This window comes from Pedobacter sp. W3I1 (assembly GCF_030816015.1).
Lineage (GTDB): Bacteria > Bacteroidota > Bacteroidia > Sphingobacteriales > Sphingobacteriaceae > Pedobacter.
Window position 1 is genome coordinate 1,992,523 of record NZ_JAUSXN010000001.1, and the last position, 17,449, is coordinate 2,009,971.

Below are 17,449 nucleotides of genomic sequence, written 5' to 3' on the forward strand. Positions count from 1 at the left end.
GCCACGTAGAATCGTCATTTCGACCGCAGTGGAGAAATCTTTGAACTATGTTAAAAGATCTCTCCATTTCGCTGCGCTTCAGTCGAGATGACGATGCTTTATTTGAACATTATCTACAAAAAGTTATCCTCCGCCCTATAAGCGGATATAACTGCCAGTTCGCCTTCTTTTCCGCCTTTCGAGTTGCCATGCTCCATACCCATAACCCCTTTGTAACCTTTTTTATGCAGGTGTTTAAACAGGTTTTTGTAATTGATTTCTCCTGTTGTTGGTTCTTTTCGGCCTGGGTTATCACCAATTTGGATATAGGCAATTTCATCCCAACAACGATCGATGGTTTTAATTAAATCGCCTTCTGTACGTTGCATATGGTAAATGTCATAAAGGATTTTACATGAAGGACTTTTTACCGCTTTACAAACGGCGTAGGTTTCATTTGTTTTTTGAAGGAAAAGCTCCGGGGTATCGCTCAAGGTTTCCAAAACCATAATCAAGCCGTGCGGTTCAAAAATTTCTGCTCCGGCACGCATGGCATCAATTACATTAGCAAATTGATTGCCATAAGGTAAATTACGCTCGTAAAAACCAGGGACTACGGTAAGCCATTTTGCATTACAGCGTTTTGCGGCTTCTACCGATTTTTTACAGGTTTCGACAAATTTATCTTTAAACTCCTTTTTTCCAGTGGTTAAAGAGGTTTTCCAGTTATCGCCACCATCTACAACGAAAACGCCCATTCGCATGCCCAGTTTAGCCAATAGCTTTCCAATTTTTTCCTGTTCTTCAATAGAACGATTGAGGTAGCCATTATCTTCGATAGAACGGAAACCTTTATCGTACATAAATTGGATCTGATCTAAAAAACTCTTGCCCGCATGGTTTTCGAACATACCCTGGTGTGGTGCATAATCCAGGTTAAAAACCCGATCGCTTAATATTGCATTTGGTTTTTCGGCCGCAAAAGTATTGGTTATTCCTGCTCCGGTGACAACTGCACCAGCGGTGAATAAGCTGTTTCTTATAAATTCACTCCTTTTCATCTGTTTGGTTTTAAGCTGATCGATGATATTAATGTGTAATTAATTTTTTAAATCCTGTGGTTAAAGTGTCGGCCACTTTGCCATCTTTTTGGTGGTATACAAAATAAGCTTCGAGGTTTTTTCTGCTTTCTACAAAGGCAATAGCATCTTTAAGGTGCATTGCCATTAGGGCATTATCATATCCATCGGCTGTAATGGCATCCTTGGCATATACGGTTACGCTGATCATCTCATTGTCTAAAGGATAACCTGTTTTAGGATCGATCAGGTGAGAAATTTTTTTCTTTCCGCTCTGGTGAAATTTCCGGTAATTACCAGAGGTGGTAATTGCGCCCGAATTTATGGCAGCAATATGCCTGATCACCGGAGTCCCATCCTTATCGGGGCCTTCAATACCGATCTTCATGGTTTCGCCATTGGGTTTAGGTCCTGAAATCCGAATTTCGCCTCCTAATTCAGCCACGTACTGCTTAATGCCTTTTTTTTCGAGATAAGCGGCAATTAAGTCGACACTGTAACCTTGGGCAATTCCATTTAAATCGATTTGTACGCAGGGTTTCAGTTTGCTTAATAAGCCATTCTTTAGTTTCAGGTTTTTCATGCCTACACAGGCCAGTATTGATTTAATAGTTAAAGGATCTGGTTCGGTTTTAGTTTCTTTCGGACCAAAGCCCCAAATCTGAACCAATGGGGCAACGGTAATATCGAAAATGCCTTTTGTATCCTGATTGATCTCGAAACTCCTTTTGAGTACATCGTTTATAAAACGATCGGTTTTGATTTCTTTTTCAGCAGAATTAAACTGATTTATCAATGATCCCTTTTTGTAAAGCGACATCGATAAATCAATTTCGTTTAATAAACTATCTATGCCGTCTTTAGTTGCCAAACTATCAGTAGCATAATACATTATAGCATAATCAGTTCCCTGTGCAAAACCATTTATTTTATATTGCCTTACTTCTTTTTTCAACGAGAAAGCAAAAAGCAGTGGTAAAAGGAAAAACAAAAATCTATAACGCATCAATTTAGTTTTAGATCACCTTTGCTTGTCCAGGCATAGCGATAGGGTATAGTCCTTTTTCATCAGGCATTAACCTTGGGTTGGCATCCCATGCAAAACGCTCAGGCATTAAACTGATGTTCGAAGCCAGTGCTTCATCCCATTTGATAGTTTGACCCGAATAAGTGGCATAACGACCAATAATTGCCGAAAATGTACTGGTTGCCGCATAGTCTACATTGCTGAATCTGTATTCTCCCTTAGAAACCGCATCGAACAGTTCGTCATGTTCGGTTTGGTAAGGATTTGCGTTTCCTTTGGTATTGTGGTTATAGAGTTCTTTACCGCTGTAATCTTTCATAATGGCCTGATTGCTGCCTGAAAGATAAATCTTGCCTTTGGTACCTTGAAAAGATTCATCCACACGGTTACTGATACCTTCGAAATGTCGGCACTGGCTATTAATTACCGCACCATCTGCATAAGTTAATTCGATAGAGTGATTATCGTAAATCTCTCCGTAATCTTTTCCCGTTCTCCAGGCACGGCTACCCGTTCCCTGTACTGAAACCGGATGTCCGTTTTTTATCCAGTTGGCAATATCGATATTGTGTACATGTTGTTCAACGATGTGATCGCCACATAACCAGTTGAAATAATACCAGTTTCTCATTTGGTATTCCATTTCGGTTTGGTTTGCTTTACGCGGACGTACCCAAACGCCACCGCTGTTCCAGTATACCTGGCCCGACATGATATCGCCAATGGCACCATCGTTAATGCGTTTCATCGATTCGCGATAGTTGGTTTGGTAACGGCGTTGCAAGCCTACTACAACATTTAATTTTTTCTTTTTTGCTTCTTCAGCTGCTGCCAATACCTTTCTAATGCCCGGTGCATCAACAGCAACGGGTTTTTCCATGAAAATTTGTTTGTTCTGTTTAACTGCTTCTTCAAAATGGATAGGACGGAAGCCCGGAGGAGTCGTTAATAGCACTACATCTGCTAGTGGGATGGCTTTTAAATAAGCATCGAAACCTACAAACTGGCGTTCTTTTGGAACATCCATCTTTGCGCCAAATTTCGAACTTAACGATTGGTAACTGCTGTCCAGGCGATCCTGAAAAGCATCGGCCATAGCGACCAATTTAATATTGAATTTAGTGCTCAAGGCCTGGAATGCTGCCCCTGTTCCACGGTCGCCACAGCCAATTAAGGCAATTTTAATCGTGTCCGACCCTGAAGCATAAGCGCCGGCTAATGGGATACTGCTTAACATGGCGCCGCCTGCGAGCATGGCAGTTGCTTTTAAAAAATCGCGACGATCTTGTTGGTTAATTGGTTTTTTCATGTGTTTATTTTTTGGTTAGATAGTGTTGGTTAAAAGTCTTTTATAGGTTGTTTATTGTAATAAGCATCAATTTCGGCTTTTGATGGCGTTTTAGCTGGTCGTACTAAACGCATGCCTACAAATGGCGCTTCGGGGAACCACCAATTGCTTTTCGGAATCTGTGGATCTAATTGTTTCCATGATGGATCAGACGCTAACCTAACTGTTGATGTCAGGTTGTTCGGTGTTTCATCATAAGAGCCACCACGAACTACATTTGGGTAGAGTTTTTCGGGAACTGCCACAGGGTTTTCTGCAGTTTTATCCTTGCTTTGTCTATAGAAATCGGCGATATATTGGTCGTAGGCCCATTCGCTAACGTTTCCATACATATCAAATAATCCCCATGCATTTGGTTTTTTTTGTCCTACCTGGTGCGTTTTATTATCGCTATTATCTTTATACCAGGCATAATCTCCCAGCTTGGCTGCATCATTACCAAAAGAATAATTGGTTTCGGTACCTGCTTTACAGGCATATTCCCATTCCGCTTCTGTTGGTAAACGATAAAAAATGCCTGTACGCACATAAAGCCATTTACAAAATTGAATGGCATTATATTGTGTCATAGCTACTGCTGGCTGGTGCTCTTTACCCATGCCAAAAGTCATATCGAGATAGGGTTTTGTAGGTCTGGTAACGGCATCTACTTCGGCAGGAATAGCACTTATGCTCGCTTGTTTTTCATAATCGCGATAGAGGAAGGGCTCAAAAATATCCCAGGTTACTTCATGTTTTCCGATCCAGAAAGCATCAAGTTTAACCTCGTGAACAGGTTGCTCATCTGGTTTCCCTGTTTTACTTCCCATTTTAAATTTGCCTGCTGGTATAGCCTGCATATCGAATTTTAATTTTGTTCCATTAATGGATTGTGTGTACGAGTCACTAGAAGTTTGTGCGGAAATATATGCACAAGGATAGGCGATTAATGCTACGGCAATTAACTTTTTAAACATAATTTTTGGTTAGACACACTTATTCTCTAGGTGTTTATCTGGTTTGCTTTCTGAAATACTAAAGTAAATAACCACATTTAAAACAAAGAAGATTAGTGTAACAATAAAGGTAAGTATTGTAATATTAAAAGTCAAGTTGACAATTAAAGCTATCGTTATCCTGAGAAATAATTTATTGTATAAAAATCAATATAAATGGACAGATTGTTAAAGAAGCTGAATGGTATCGAAGTATCGTCATTTCGACCGCAGTGGAGAAATCTTTTAAATCTGATTTCAATAGCTTAGTCCAAAGATCTCTCCACTGCGCGTTGCTCCGGTCGAGATGACGACCATTCTATTGGAGTCTGTCAATGGTAACTTGTTTCAGGATCTAATTGGCGAGAATTTTTTAAGTCAATCTTACTTATAATTATTTGACTAAGAGTATTATAGGTGAGGGGTCTTTTACCACATAAGGAATATGAGGTCATTTAAGCTTATATTTCCTTGCATTTGAGCATCATCATTGCAAGCTGACTTATCTTCTATCGGTAACCTTGTTGCTCAGGTTGGTATAACCAATCAATGTATCCCATCGCGCACCCGGGCGGCGGTAATAAACGAAAATCTGATAGCTGTTTTCAGTCTGGAAGAATGCGCCCTCGAAAGGCCTGGTTTCCATTAACTTGGTATCTTTATTAAACCAGGCAAACTCATAATCGTAGAGACCTTGTTTAAGTATTACATTACCGTAAAACTGCTTCCTGTTGGCATCGTAGAGTAGTCTGTTTTCATTGCTCATGGTATAATTGTTAAATCGGCCAATAACATAAGCATCGCCATTGGGGCTGGGTGCCGGGGCATTTAAGGTAAATAAAACACTCATGTACTCTGCTTCCGTTTTATCATCTCTTCCGTCGGTATTTCGGATGAAAAAGTTCCCATTTTCATCGTACTGGTTGGCAAATGCACCAACTGTTCTGGGAGCATCCTGAAAAAGCATGACGTTTACGGATTGATTATCGCGATAAATATCCTTTACATTATCGGCCTTGTACCTTAAACTTCTGGTGTCAAATTTCCTGAATTCGTTATCTCCCCAAAAATCGTTGGTATTAAGGTCGTTATAAACCAACTGGTTTGGTCTTACAAATGCTGGTTTGGTATTAACCTGAATGGTATTGGCATTAAAATTTTGCATCACTATGGCTTTTACATCCTGGTAAGGGTTCGGGATAGGGAAGGCATGATTAATGGTAAAGTTGATTTTTTGTTTATAATTCCTGTTTTCTACCTGCATGGAATTGTTTACTTCGGCTGCTATAGCAACCTGGCTATCGAGGATGTAGAAACGTTGCGAGATAACAGGTTTGTTTTTATCTCCATCTAAATAAACTTTTAACACATAATTGCCCCCAATTTTGGGCTGGATTTGGGTATTGGGTAAGCTGATTTCGTAGTGGGTATATTTTCTTGTGGTGTTAGAAGAATAGCGATAATTGATGATGCGATCGTCGTTAAAACTCCCTAAATAATCGATGCTCGAAATTTTAGAAGTTTCCCATTCTGCGGTACAATGTTCGATGGTATACCAGTAGTTTTGAGTACCCGCCAGTAGGTCATCGAAAGAAAAAGTGATTGTTTCTGACGAATTGAGCATAATTACGGGTAAACTCTGTTCTTTATTGCTGTTATAACAAAGTACAGTCTTAATATTTGGAAAATAAATTTTATTCTCGTTGGTAAACGTTTTGTCGTTCTGCGCAAAGGCCAGGGTAGAGATGAAAAATAAAACCGGAATTAATATTTTCTGCATGGTTAAAAGTAAAGTTTTATTGGGAAGTGGCAAAACGCATCTTTAAGTTTGGCCACGGATGAACGGATTAACACGGAAGATTTTCCGGCGTATCGTCATTTCGAGCGGAGTGCAACGCAGTCGAGAAATCTAGGGAATAGATCTCTCCGTTCCGCTGCGCTTCAGTCGAGATGACGCAACGAAGCGTATCCGTGGTGTCAGATATTACTATCTGACACTAAATGATGAATTCATAAACAAAGCCAGATGGTAACATCAGGCTGCACATTAAAGACCCTGAAATAAATTACCTTCGGTGAGCTCGCTAAGGCTCGGTTCAGGGTGACGCGCTTTGATCTGTTTCCGTGTTTCTGCGCTTCCGTGGCAAAAAAAAAGGCCACAGAATTATCTGCGGCCTTAATATCTTTAATCTAGGTTAAAACTAACCTTCCAGTTCCATAATCTCAGCAGCTAAACTTTCCCATTTATTTTGGCTATTGTCTAACTCATGTTTAGTGGCTAAATAACGTTTGTTGGCTTCTGCCAATTTATCCGCTTTGGCATAAACATTTTCATCTGCCAATTCTGCTTCAATGTTTTTAACCTGCTGCTCCAGTTCGGTAATCAGTTTTTCTGTTTTTTGCAGTTCGTCGTTCAGCTTTTTTAATTGGTTGGCCGTATTTGGCGTAACTGCTTTTGGCTCTTCCTTTTGTTTTTCAGGCATTTTAACCGGGATAGGTTTAGCCACAGGAATTACCCTTTTGCTATTCCATTCTTCATATTCGGCATAAGAACCAGGGTATTGTTTAATTTTTCCGCCTTCGATAAACCAGATTTTGTTGGCCACATTATCTAAGAAATACCTATCGTGAGATACAGCTATAAAAGTACCGTCAAACTGTTGCAATGCCTGGATCAGGATGTTTACCGATTGGATATCCAAGTGATTGGTCGGCTCATCCAGTATCAAGAAATTTGAATCTGTAGTTAACGATTTAGCCAGGGCCACACGTGATTTTTCTCCTCCCGAAAGCACTTTGATCTTTTTGAAAACATCATCACCGGTAAAAAGGAAACAACCTAAAATGCTACGCAATTCGGTATCGGAATGTTTTGGCGCAAAGGCCTGCAGTTCTTCTAAAATAGAATTGTTTAAGTGCAGCGATTCTAATTGGTGCTGCGCAAAGAAAGTGGTGGTTACGTTATGACCAGTTTCACAGAAACCTTCAAATTTTTCGGCTCCGGCAATCATCCTCAATAAAGTGGATTTACCCTTACCATTCGCACCGATTAAGGCAATTTTATCGCCTTTTTCAATTACACCTTCAGCATCATCTAAAATATGCACATTCGGGTAGCTTTTTGTGGCGTGTTCGATGCGCACCACATGCCGGCCAGATGGTTTAGAGAATTTGAAAGCAAAATTTACGGTTGGGTTATCATCATCAACATCATCAACACGCTCCATTTTATCTAAAGCTTTCATGCGCGATTGTGCCATTTTAGCTTTGCTCGCTTTCGCTTTAAAACGCTCAATTAAACGCTCTTCCTGTTTAATTTTAGCCTGTTGGTTTTTAAATTCCCCTTTTTGGATCTCTCCACGTAAAGCTTTTTCTTCCACATAGAAACTGTAATTACCAGCATATACGTTTAGTTTTCCTTTGCGCGATTCAACCGTACGGTTTACAATTTTATCTAAGAAATACCTATCATGAGATACAATTACGATTGCCCCTTCAAAACCCATTAAATAGTTTTCCAACCATTTAATGGAAGGTAAATCCATGTGGTTGGTAGGCTCATCCAGTAATAAGATATCAGGCGTTTGCAATAAGATTTTCGCCAGCATTACACGCATACGCCAACCCCCTGAGAAGGTATTTAACGGGCGTAATTGATCTGCAGTACTGAAACCTAAACCAGCCAAAATTTCGTTTGCCCTATACTCGATGTTATAGCCATCTAAGGCTTCAAACTCTTGCTGTTTATCGCTTAATTTAAATAAAACCTCTTCGCTATAATCAGTTTCGATCTTTTTAAGCAGTTCTTCAATCTCATCGTGTAATTGGTTTTGGCGCTCAAAAGCTTCCATGGCCACATGCAAAATGCTATGGTGCGAATCGTAAGAAAGTAAATCCTGGTTTAAGTAGCCAATTTTCAGGTCTTTAGACATGGAAACGGTACCCGAACTCGGTGCATACTCGCCTACAATTATTTTTAAAAGTGTTGATTTTCCTGTTCCGTTGGCACCGATTAAACCAGCTCTGTCGCCAGGTTTTATGTGCCAGTTCGCGTCATCGTACAAGGCCCTTGAGCCAATCAGGAAGGTTAAATTATTTATTGAAATCATTTCGGCTGCAAAAGTACGAAATTTAAAGGCTTTTTTCAGATAGAAAGTCAAATAGGAAATTGAGGTAGTTTCCTGTGAAGTGCCTTAAAAATTAGTGTTGTTTTAAAACAAAAGTATTTTCTGGGCTGTTTTATAGCTTATTAATGCTTTATCTGATAGGCTATTCTGCACAAACGCTAATGGTTAGATTGTAAAACTTAATATTAGAATTGTCAGTAAAGGGTTAAATGATTTTAAATTTTCAGCACAATTTATATTTTTCATACATTTGTTCTGTAATAAAAATAATTACAGTATGAATAGCAGTCATTTTTCTATATCGCTTCACATTCTTACACTCCTCGATCAGGTGAAGGGGCAGCTATTGAATTCAGAATACATTGCCGGAAGTATTAACTGTAATCCCGTTTTGGTAAGAAAGGAACTGGCCAACCTGCATAAGTATGGTTTTGTGCAAAGCAAGGAAGGGAAGGGAGGCGGCTCTACATTAGCGAAAAACGCTGCCGATATTAACCTGGGTGATGTGTATAGAGCTGTTAAACAAAAAAGCCTGTTAGGCGAAAGCAGAAATGAACCCAATCCTGATTGCCCGGTGGGTAAACAGATTACGAAACACCTCACTGATTTATATGATGAAGCCGAAACCGCTTTAGTTAAAAATTTATCTGCTAAAACATTGAAAGATTTTAGCGCAGGTTTTAAATAAAAAATTTTGAATATAACTGTAATAAAAAATATTACAATTTAAATAAATTAATCAATTTAAAAATTAAATAACATGAAAGTAGCATTAATAGGAGCCTCAGGATTTGTAGGCAAAGCCATTTTAAACGAATTAGTAAGTCGTGGAAATGAAGTAATCGCCATTGCGCGCGATCTCACTAAAATTGAAAATAACAACGATCTTGTGAGTAAAATCGCTGTAGATGTTTTGGACACAGAAAAATTAGCAGCAGTTTTAAAAGGTGCTGATGCCGTAGTAAGTGCTTTTAATGCAGGCTGGACCAACCCTAATTTATATAATGATACCGTAGAGGGAGCAAAAGCCATTCAGGCTGCTGTAAAAGCATCGGGCGTTAAACGTTACATTTTTATAGGTGGAGCAGGTACTCTGCAGATTGATGGTCACCAAATCGTAGATGGGACGAATTTTCCTGCCGAATACAAGCCGGGTGCAACAGCAGTAAGAGATTATTTTAATATACTAAAAGAGGAAAAGGAATTAGATTGGTTGTTTTTTAGCCCGGCAATTGAGATGCATCAAGGCATCACCACTGGCCGTACCGGGAAATACCGTTTGGGTAAAACAAGTCCGGTTTTTAACGAGGAAGGCCATTCTATTCTATCGGTAGAAGATTTAGCTATCGTTATCGCCGATGAGCTGGAAAATAATGCACATCACCAGGAGCAGTTTACAGCAGCTTACTAGAAATGTAGGATGGGGCAGTTAGATGGTTCATTAGTTCACTGGTTCATTGGCCATTGGTTCACTGGTCATTAGTAGAGATCAGTTTTTTAGCCTAAACACTAAAACAAAGGAGTTGATGACAGGGTTAAGATAAATCGTCATCTCTCCACTTCGCGTTGCTTCGGTCGAGATGACGCCGATTTTTAGTATCTGTCATTAGTAACTGAAAATTAATAACTGAAGACTGTTCCATTTTCCTTTTTCCCATTAAGTTCTTATCTTCGTGGCATGTATCGCCTTATTAAACCAATATTCTTCAAATTTGACCCTGAAAACGTACATTATTTTGTAGTTAAGCGGTTAAAATGGTTTAATGATAAATTTCCGCTTGGTAAAACCATTATCCGTAGCAGCTTCGATGTACATATTAAAGGTTTAGAACGCGAGGTTTTTGGTATAAAATTTAGAAATCCTGTTGGCTTGGCTGCTGGATTTGATAAAAACGGTGAATATGTGGAGCCACTCAGTAATTTAGGCTTCGGATTTATCGAAGTGGGGACGGTAACACCAATGCCTCAGCCTGGAAATGATAAACCCCGGATGTTCCGCTTACCTAATGATGAAGCCTTAATCAACCGAATGGGCTTTAACAATAAGGGGGTAGATGTAATGGCCGAACGTTTGCGCTTGTTAAAAGATAAACATCCTGATATTGTGGTAGGTGGAAATATCGGTAAAAACAAGGCTACACCAAATGAAGATGCCGTAAGCGATTACATTAAATGTTTCGACCGCCTTTTTGATGTGGTAGATTATTTTGTGGTAAATGTAAGTTCTCCAAATACCCCAGGCTTACGCGAACTTCAAGAAAAAGAGCCCCTGAAGAAAATTCTCAATACCTTGCAACAGCGCAACCGTAAAAACGATGTTTCACGCCCGATTTTATTAAAAATTGCTCCTGATTTAACTGATGCACAATTGGATGATATCATTGAAATTGTGGCGGAAACTAAAATTGCAGGCATTATCGCCACCAATACAACCATTAGTAGAGAAAATTTAGCTACAGAAAAAGGCCTGATTGCCCAAACTGGTGGTTTAAGTGGTAGACCTGTTAAAGAACGCTCAACTGAAGTAATTCGTTATCTTTCAGAGAAATCGAACAAAGCATTTCCAATTATCGGCGTAGGCGGAATACACTCAGCAAAAGATGCTAAAGAGAAATTAGATGCTGGAGCATCTTTGGTTCAACTGTATACCGGTTTTATATATGAGGGGCCAGGGTTGATCAAAAATATCTGTAAAGAGCTGGTTTAAATATAGTCGTCACCCTGATGTGAGGATTAATTTATTTCATAAATCAATATAAATAATGTTTTTAGCTTTTTGGAAATGAATGTCAGCATTCCATGGGCTGTGCTGGATGACAGGTTTACAATGAATCGTCATCTCGACCGTAGTGGAGAGATCTTTTAAATTTGATCTCAAAACTTGGTACAAAGATCTCTCCATTTCGCTGCACTACAGTCGAGATGACGACCATTCTATTGATAGCCAGTCGAAACCTTTACTAATCGAAAACATATTGCGTTACGGGCTAACTAACTACTTCTGCCGGCTTACCATTTCATTAATCCAGATCGGTGCAAATGGAGAAGTACAGCCTTTAGAAACAGGATAATCGCGGTAAATGCCAAGTTTTTCGCCAATGGCCAAGGCTCTTTCTCTATAGTCAGTGTGGTTAATGCCAATCTGAGCCAATGCGGTATTCATCGTCCATTGGATTTCTGGTGCTGCTTCAGGCATTTCTTTTTCAATCCGATCAAGAATTGCCGGGATGTCTATTCCTTCAGGTTCCCTGATTATATGTCCGCTGGTTAGGCTCCAGCCTGCACGGGCCAGCATAATATTTCCTGAATTCATCCATTTTTCCCTGAATTGTTCCTTGTTAGGGTATTCTTTAACAATGTAATTGTAAAACCAGTCAGCTGCCCAGGTAAAATTTTCTGAAGCTACCATTTGCTCAATCTGTTCTGCAGATAGCGCTTTTGGCTTAAGGATTAAGATGGCCAGCAGTCGGGCATCAATATTTTCAGTTTCCCAGAGTTGAAGTGCAAGTTCATGATCGGTTTTGATCTTTTTGGCAATTGCCCTGATGTCGCCCATTTTAACGCCAAAAATGTTTGCTCTGGCGCCGTTCTTAATGTGCATGGCGCGAACTTTCTCTTCGCGGAGCGATTCTAGTTTTGAAAGAGTTTCTTTAAGATTCATGTGTCTTCGTAAATCTAATAGCATAAAGTTAAGATTTTAGGTTGTTAGCATACGTCGTCACCCTGAATTTATTTCAGGGCCTATCTTGCAGGAAAGATGCTGAAACAAGTTCAGCATGACGATTGAATTAGAAAAGAGGCTTAGAATTACAATAAATACTGTGATCATCAAAAATACTAACGCATAAAAAAAAGCATCCTTTGATCAGAAGGATGCTTTAAATTCTTTAAGAAGAAATTTCTAAAAACTATTTTGCCAAAGCAGCTAAAACAGCATTGTTTTTAGCTAATTGATCTTTTTTAGGTTGTGCAGAGCGGCTTCCTAACTCGATGTTAGTTGCTCTCTTTAAAAATGCTACCTCTTGGTGAGCCGTATTTTTATTTCTTCTGTCTTTTCTTTTTAATCTGGTAACTGCCATGGTAATAACCTTTTAATTATTTTATTTGTACAAATGGAGGTCGAGAGCGGATTCGAACCGCTGTAGAAGGTTTTGCAGACCTCTGCCTAGCCACTCGGCCACTCGACCCTTAAATTCAAGGCTGCAAAAATAGCAATTATTAGTTAGCCCGCAAATAATATCTCAATTTAATTTCGAACTCGCACTAACTCAGCACAAAAGATTGCCGCGCTTACTGCCACATTTAACGATTCGGCTTCCCCAATTCTCGGAATGGTTACTGGCTTATTTATTTTTTTGATCACTTCTGCCGATATTCCCTTTCCTTCATTGCCTAAAACCACTAATCCCTCAGTTCCCCATTGCGTTTTGTAAATCGATTCGCCATCTAACAATGCCCCAAATACAGGGATGGTATTTTTCTCCAAAAATACTGGCAGATCGGCTTCGTAAATATTTACCCGTGCTAAAGAACCCATGGTGGCCTGTACGGTTTTTGGATTAAATATTTCTACACAGTCGGCAGAGCAGATGATATCTTTAAAGCCAAACCAATCTGCCGTACGGATAATGGTGCCCATGTTGCCTGGATCCTGAACACCATCTAAAACCAAAGTGAACTGATTTTTTAGCTCATTTAGCACTAACGCCTTATTTTTGGGGATATGAACGAGCGCTAAAAAGCCTTGTGGCGTTTGCAGCGTACTAATCTTATCTAATTCGGCGTTCTTTACTTCAAATAAGTTTATATTTGCAGGCAATTTGGGTAACAAATTGTATTGTTCGCTGTTGTAAAATATAGTATGAATCTGGTAGCTTGATTGAAAAAATTCTTTTATGGATTTTATACCTTCAACAATAAATAAACCATGTTCTTTACGGTATTTTTTTTGATGTAACGACTTTATAAAACTAATCTGTGATTTTGAAAGCATACCAAAACTCAATAAGTATTAAACTGAAAAGCACTGCAATATTACTATTTATTATTGTTTTAATTCAGGCCTGCTCATCAACTAAGTACATTGCCGACTATCAATCGATAGTGAAAAAGGTAACTATCGATAGTATTGATGCTAAATTTGAAGAGCAGGCTTACAATTATGTCCAGAAAGATATCAGGCCAGCATCGAAGCTGAGTATCAACGTGCCTTTGTACAATTTGTTTAATACAAAAGATGGTCGGTATAAAACCAGTGATATTAAGCCATTTGGTACGCCACCGGCTATTTTAGATAGCACATTGGTCGAAATTTCCAGAACACAGATACAGAAATTTTTAAAAAGTAAGGGCTATCGCCAGGCCGAAGTAACTTCTGCTATAAAGATTGCAGATAAAAAAGCCGAAATTGTATTCAATGCTAAACCCGGGCCTGCTTATTTTATTGAGAAACTTTCCGATTCGATACCAAATGTAAATATTAGAAACCTTTACGAATCGAATAAGGCTAAAATAACGCATTTACACAAGGGAATGCAGTACGATGAAGACTCTTTAACTTATGAAAGGGAGCAGATTTATCGAATTATGAAAGAAAACGGATATTTCTATTTCTTAAGACCCTATGTAAATTTTGATGTATATGGTGCCGAAGCAAACTCTAAGACCAACAAAATAGATTTAAATCTTAATGTAACCGATCCTGCAAATGGTCCGCATAAGCAGTTTAATATTGGTTACACACATTTGTTAATAGCGCCAAATCCTGATGGTTTGCCCGATTCGGCAAGGTATAAATTAAGCAAAGATACCCTAAATGGGATTATTTATACCGATTTCTCTAAACGTTACAGGCGTAATCCGATCGTTCGTTACGATTTTCTGAAGCAAGGTGATCTTTATGATATCCGGAATGAAAACCTCACTTACGATCGCTTATATGAGCTCAATGTTTTTAAAAATGTAAAGATCGATTATTTCAGAAGGGATAGCACCTCAAATAAAATCAATGCGATTATTTTGCTCACTCCTCAAAAGGTAATGAGTAACCGCGTGGAAGGCGAGATACCGTTTAATGGAGGTACCGTTGGGTTTACCCTCGGAAATACCTATACCAATAATAATATTTTCAGAGGAGCAGAACGATTTGAACTTCAGGTAAAAGGTGGTTTGCAATCGCGTATTGGTAACGGGGCCAAGGTTTTCAGTGATATTTATCAGCGCGATTTTTCCATCAGTGCCAGTATTTCGGTACCCAGATTGATGATCCCTTTCTACAACCCTGTTTTAGGGGGCAACGGGATGCCGCACACTACCTTTGCAACGAGTTACATTTATGCCTTACAAAAAGATGTTTCGGTAAGGAGGATTTTTATCAACTCCATTACTTACGATTGGTTTGAAACAAAATCTAAGTTACACTCTTTTACCCCCTTAAATTTTGAGTATCGTTTTGGTAATCTCGATACTTCAAAAGTGGATGCAGTTACCAGGTTTAATAATCTTTATTATTCTTCGCTGCTCGATCGTAAAGATTTAACACTGGGGATGAAATATACTTACACGCTTAATGGCGATAAGTTAAACCAGCTGAGAACTTTTGTTTATTTAAGGGCAGGAATGGATATTGCAGGCAATATGTTGCAAGGTATATCTAAGCTCACGGGCGCTAAGCATGACCCGGCCAACAACGACCCGGCAAAGATACTAGGCTTGCCTTTTAATCAGTACACCAGGCCAGAGGTAGATATCAGGTGGTATAAACATTTGGGTGGCGAAAGGCAATTTATTGCCCGCTTAAATACCGGAATAGCCTATGCTTACGGTAATTCAGTTTTAACTGGTATTCCTTTCGAAAAGCAATTTTTCGCCGGTGGATCAAACGGCTTGAGGGCCTGGCAGGCCAGAACGATTGGACCTGGTAATTATAACAGACAGGTGCTTGCAAGTGATGAAGTACGAAAGGCAGTTTTTGGACTAGATCAGTTGGGTACTTTACGGATTGAAACTAATTTCGAATATAGGTTTACACTTGCCCGGAAATTTTTCGGGGCAACTTTAAAAGGAGCCGCCTTTGTTGATGCCGGTAATATCTGGAATATCCGCAGAGGTGAGTCGATTACACTTGAAAACCCTGAGTTGGATGAATTAACCGTGTTTAAGCTTAGTAAACTGGCTAAGCAAATTGCTATTGGTACAGGTATTGGTTTAAGGTACGATGTGCAGTATTTTGTTTTCAGGTTTGATGTTGGATTGAAACTTAAAGACCCTCAGTTTGTGGGATCAGACCAATGGGTAATCAGCAAATTTTTAACCGGGTCGAGAGATTTTAAAGATAGTTATAACTCCACACACGGGCCTGATACCTATCGTTTTATACAATACAACTTTGGTATTGGCATGCCATTCTAATTAATCGAAAAGGCTTAATGTTTTAGGTTTTGTTTCGGGATCTTTAAAAGAGAATTCTTTAAAGGGTTGCCATCTTTTATCCATGTGTTTGTAAACAGAAAAGGATGAAACGGGGAATTCGCGTTTAAATTTCCGGTCTTTAAATTCGGCAGCAATCTGTTTGAAAATGGGTGGTTTTACATCCCTGAACGCCAAAGTTAAATGTGGATTAAATTTTTCTTTTTTCTCCAGCAATTTTAATGGTTGTAATGCTTTAGTGATCTGTTTTTCCAGCGTCATTAACCCCTCATTTTGTTCAACATCGAGATAAAAGGTATGCTCCGGAAATGAATTGAAGTTTCTGAGCACCTGTATAAATGGCACACTGAAAGCGGCATTCTCAAGCACTTTAAAAAATCTTTTTTCGGCTGCTAAGGAGGATAGTTTTATTGGAGGGTACAAGGTGATGTGCGCAGGGCGTTTTAATGACTCGTGCACATTAAATTTCGCTGAAATGTATGTTCTGATCTCGTCGATGTCTTCTGCAATTGAAACAGGAGGAACTAAGCACACTAAATATAAATTTTCCATAAAGTAAATTTACTAAAAATATTAGTAAATAAAAATGAGTTATGCAGATTGTCAATGTTGCGCTAGGTTGAATTAGATTTTCTTTTTCGGAAAGCAGCTATAGTAGCATTTGGGTTATTGTAGTCCCGCTCCCGCTTCTGCCGATGAAAAATCGGCATCCCGCTTCGATCGGGTTTAGGGGGCACAGACAGTGCTGCTATCTGTGGTAAAATAAACCCCTGCCCGTTGCAGGCGGGCGACAGCGTTATCCCGATTTGAGGTGAATTCTTTAGTCTCGTTTTATTTATATCGGGATTAAGCAAAGGGCGGGACTGGTTTAACCGAAGCACCACAGGTATTGCTTTTCTAAAAAATAAGAGAATTTATAGAGACAGATTGCTTCGGCACGCGCTTGTCCAGCCTCGCAATGACGATTTTTGCAAAGGAACTGACCAAAATAAACCCCTGCCCGTTGCAGGCGGGTGACGACAGCGTTATCCCGATTTGAGGACTATTTTATTTACCGATTTATCAATCGGGATTAAGCAAAGGGCGGGACTGGTATAACCGAAGCACCACAGGTATTGCTTTTCAAAAAAAATAATAGAATTTATGGAATAAGATTGCTTCGGCACGCGCTTGTCCAGCCTCGCAATGACGATTTTTGCAAAGGAACTGACCAAAATAAACCTGACCGACAGCGTTATCCCGATTTAAAGTGATTTTTTTATCGTTATAATTTTATCGTGATTAAGCAAAGGGCGGGACTGGTTTAACCGAAGCACCACAGGTATTGCTTTTCAAAAAAAAACACAAGGCATGAATTTAAATGAACTTGCCGTCATTGCGAGGCACGAAGCAATCTTAAAGCGATCGCTAGGATTGTCTTATTTATTTTGCGAAGTTCAACCCATAGTAGTAAGATTGCTTCTAGTAGTAAGATTGCTTCGTCGTTC

14 protein-coding genes and 1 tRNA gene are annotated in these 17,449 nt (G+C 39.3%); 4 read left to right on the forward strand and 11 right to left on the reverse strand.

Going from position 1 to position 17,449, the window contains the following annotated elements; genetic code table 11:
- Positions 1-113: 113 nt before the first annotated feature.
- The 6 genes from QF042_RS08560 to QF042_RS08585 all read right to left on the reverse strand — a co-directional run bounded on the left by QF042_RS08560 (position 114) and on the right by QF042_RS08585 (position 8,516).
- On the reverse strand, positions 114-1,040 hold the full coding sequence (locus QF042_RS08560) for a hydroxypyruvate isomerase family protein (RefSeq protein ID WP_307527244.1): 927 nt from the start codon (positions 1,038-1,040) through the stop codon (positions 114-116).
- A 28-nt stretch (positions 1,041-1,068) separates the two neighbouring features.
- Positions 1,069-2,064, reverse strand: a complete 996-nt coding sequence (locus QF042_RS08565; protein ID WP_307527247.1) for an FAD:protein FMN transferase — start codon at positions 2,062-2,064, stop codon at positions 1,069-1,071.
- Between the two features lie 10 nt (positions 2,065-2,074).
- Positions 2,075-3,394 (reverse strand): Gfo/Idh/MocA family oxidoreductase, encoded by a 1,320-nt coding sequence (locus QF042_RS08570; RefSeq protein WP_307527249.1) that lies wholly within the window; start codon positions 3,392-3,394, stop codon positions 2,075-2,077.
- A 29-nt stretch (positions 3,395-3,423) separates the two neighbouring features.
- A complete protein-coding gene (locus tag QF042_RS08575; protein ID WP_307527251.1) occupies positions 3,424-4,389 on the reverse strand; it encodes an SUMF1/EgtB/PvdO family nonheme iron enzyme in 966 nt (321 codons plus the stop codon).
- Positions 4,390-4,909: 520 nt separating this feature from the next.
- The gene (locus QF042_RS08580) at positions 4,910-6,187 is read right to left on the reverse strand and encodes a DUF5103 domain-containing protein (RefSeq protein WP_307527254.1); all 1,278 of its coding nucleotides are present in this window, start codon (positions 6,185-6,187) and stop codon (positions 4,910-4,912) included.
- 421 nt (positions 6,188-6,608) lie between these two features.
- Positions 6,609-8,516 carry an ABC-F family ATP-binding cassette domain-containing protein gene (locus QF042_RS08585; protein WP_307527256.1) on the reverse strand — a complete coding sequence of 636 codons (1,908 nt, stop codon included), beginning with the start codon at positions 8,514-8,516 and terminating at the stop codon, positions 6,609-6,611.
- Between the two features lie 295 nt (positions 8,517-8,811).
- Between QF042_RS08585 and QF042_RS08590 the strand changes: the two genes are divergently transcribed.
- The 3 genes from QF042_RS08590 to QF042_RS08600 all read left to right on the forward strand — a co-directional run bounded on the left by QF042_RS08590 (position 8,812) and on the right by QF042_RS08600 (position 11,241).
- Positions 8,812-9,222, forward strand: a complete 411-nt coding sequence (locus QF042_RS08590; RefSeq protein ID WP_307527258.1) for an Rrf2 family transcriptional regulator — start codon at positions 8,812-8,814, stop codon at positions 9,220-9,222.
- Between the two features lie 72 nt (positions 9,223-9,294).
- On the forward strand, positions 9,295-9,945 hold the full coding sequence (locus tag QF042_RS08595) for an NAD(P)-dependent oxidoreductase (protein ID WP_307527260.1): 651 nt from the start codon (positions 9,295-9,297) through the stop codon (positions 9,943-9,945).
- 267 nt (positions 9,946-10,212) lie between these two features.
- Positions 10,213-11,241: a quinone-dependent dihydroorotate dehydrogenase gene (locus QF042_RS08600; RefSeq protein WP_307527262.1), complete on the forward strand. Its 1,029-nt coding sequence runs from the start codon at positions 10,213-10,215 to the stop codon at positions 11,239-11,241.
- A 288-nt stretch (positions 11,242-11,529) separates the two neighbouring features.
- Here the strand turns inward: QF042_RS08600 and QF042_RS08605 are convergent, their stop codons facing one another.
- The 4 genes from QF042_RS08605 to QF042_RS08620 all read right to left on the reverse strand — a co-directional run bounded on the left by QF042_RS08605 (position 11,530) and on the right by QF042_RS08620 (position 13,527).
- On the reverse strand, positions 11,530-12,219 hold the full coding sequence (locus QF042_RS08605; RefSeq protein ID WP_307527264.1) for a DNA alkylation repair protein: 690 nt from the start codon (positions 12,217-12,219) through the stop codon (positions 11,530-11,532).
- 223 nt (positions 12,220-12,442) lie between these two features.
- Positions 12,443-12,613: a spore protein gene (locus QF042_RS08610; RefSeq protein ID WP_307527266.1), complete on the reverse strand. Its 171-nt coding sequence runs from the start codon at positions 12,611-12,613 to the stop codon at positions 12,443-12,445.
- Positions 12,614-12,647: 34 nt separating this feature from the next.
- Positions 12,648-12,721, reverse strand: a tRNA-Cys gene (locus QF042_RS08615).
- A gap of 59 nt (positions 12,722-12,780) precedes the next feature.
- On the reverse strand, positions 12,781-13,527 hold the full coding sequence (locus QF042_RS08620) for an RNA methyltransferase (protein WP_307527269.1): 747 nt from the start codon (positions 13,525-13,527) through the stop codon (positions 12,781-12,783).
- Here QF042_RS08620 and QF042_RS08625 point away from each other — a divergent pair.
- A complete protein-coding gene (locus tag QF042_RS08625; protein ID WP_307527271.1) occupies positions 13,512-15,944 on the forward strand; it encodes a BamA/TamA family outer membrane protein in 2,433 nt (810 codons plus the stop codon). The two genes, QF042_RS08620 and QF042_RS08625, sit on opposite strands and share 16 nt — an antisense overlap.
- On the opposite strand, the gene QF042_RS08630 is transcribed toward QF042_RS08625, so the two are convergent.
- Positions 15,945-16,514: a 2'-5' RNA ligase family protein gene (locus QF042_RS08630; RefSeq protein ID WP_307527273.1), complete on the reverse strand. Its 570-nt coding sequence runs from the start codon at positions 16,512-16,514 to the stop codon at positions 15,945-15,947. It lies immediately after the preceding gene.
- Positions 16,515-17,449 lie beyond the last annotated feature (935 nt).

What these genes read in the sequence shown, in the direction of transcription:
- QF042_RS08565 (WP_307527247.1), bottom strand. Translation starts at nt 2,064, where the DNA reads ATGCGTTATAGATTTTTGTTTTTCCTTTTACCACTGCTTTTTGCTTTC.
- QF042_RS08620 (WP_307527269.1), bottom strand. Translation starts at nt 13,527, where the DNA reads ATGCTTTCAAAATCACAGATTAGTTTTATAAAGTCGTTACATCAAAAA.
- QF042_RS08600 (WP_307527262.1), top strand. Translation starts at nt 10,213, where the DNA reads ATGTATCGCCTTATTAAACCAATATTCTTCAAATTTGACCCTGAAAAC.
- QF042_RS08605 (WP_307527264.1), bottom strand. Translation starts at nt 12,219, where the DNA reads ATGCTATTAGATTTACGAAGACACATGAATCTTAAAGAAACTCTTTCA.
- QF042_RS08630 (WP_307527273.1), bottom strand. Translation starts at nt 16,514, where the DNA reads ATGGAAAATTTATATTTAGTGTGCTTAGTTCCTCCTGTTTCAATTGCA.
- QF042_RS08590 (WP_307527258.1), top strand. Translation starts at nt 8,812, where the DNA reads ATGAATAGCAGTCATTTTTCTATATCGCTTCACATTCTTACACTCCTC.
- QF042_RS08575 (WP_307527251.1), bottom strand. Translation starts at nt 4,389, where the DNA reads ATGTTTAAAAAGTTAATTGCCGTAGCATTAATCGCCTATCCTTGTGCA.
- QF042_RS08610 (WP_307527266.1), bottom strand. Translation starts at nt 12,613, where the DNA reads ATGGCAGTTACCAGATTAAAAAGAAAAGACAGAAGAAATAAAAATACG.
- QF042_RS08595 (WP_307527260.1), top strand. Translation starts at nt 9,295, where the DNA reads ATGAAAGTAGCATTAATAGGAGCCTCAGGATTTGTAGGCAAAGCCATT.
- QF042_RS08585 (WP_307527256.1), bottom strand. Translation starts at nt 8,516, where the DNA reads ATGATTTCAATAAATAATTTAACCTTCCTGATTGGCTCAAGGGCCTTG.
- QF042_RS08560 (WP_307527244.1), bottom strand. Translation starts at nt 1,040, where the DNA reads ATGAAAAGGAGTGAATTTATAAGAAACAGCTTATTCACCGCTGGTGCA.
- QF042_RS08580 (WP_307527254.1), bottom strand. Translation starts at nt 6,187, where the DNA reads ATGCAGAAAATATTAATTCCGGTTTTATTTTTCATCTCTACCCTGGCC.
- QF042_RS08570 (WP_307527249.1), bottom strand. Translation starts at nt 3,394, where the DNA reads ATGAAAAAACCAATTAACCAACAAGATCGTCGCGATTTTTTAAAAGCA.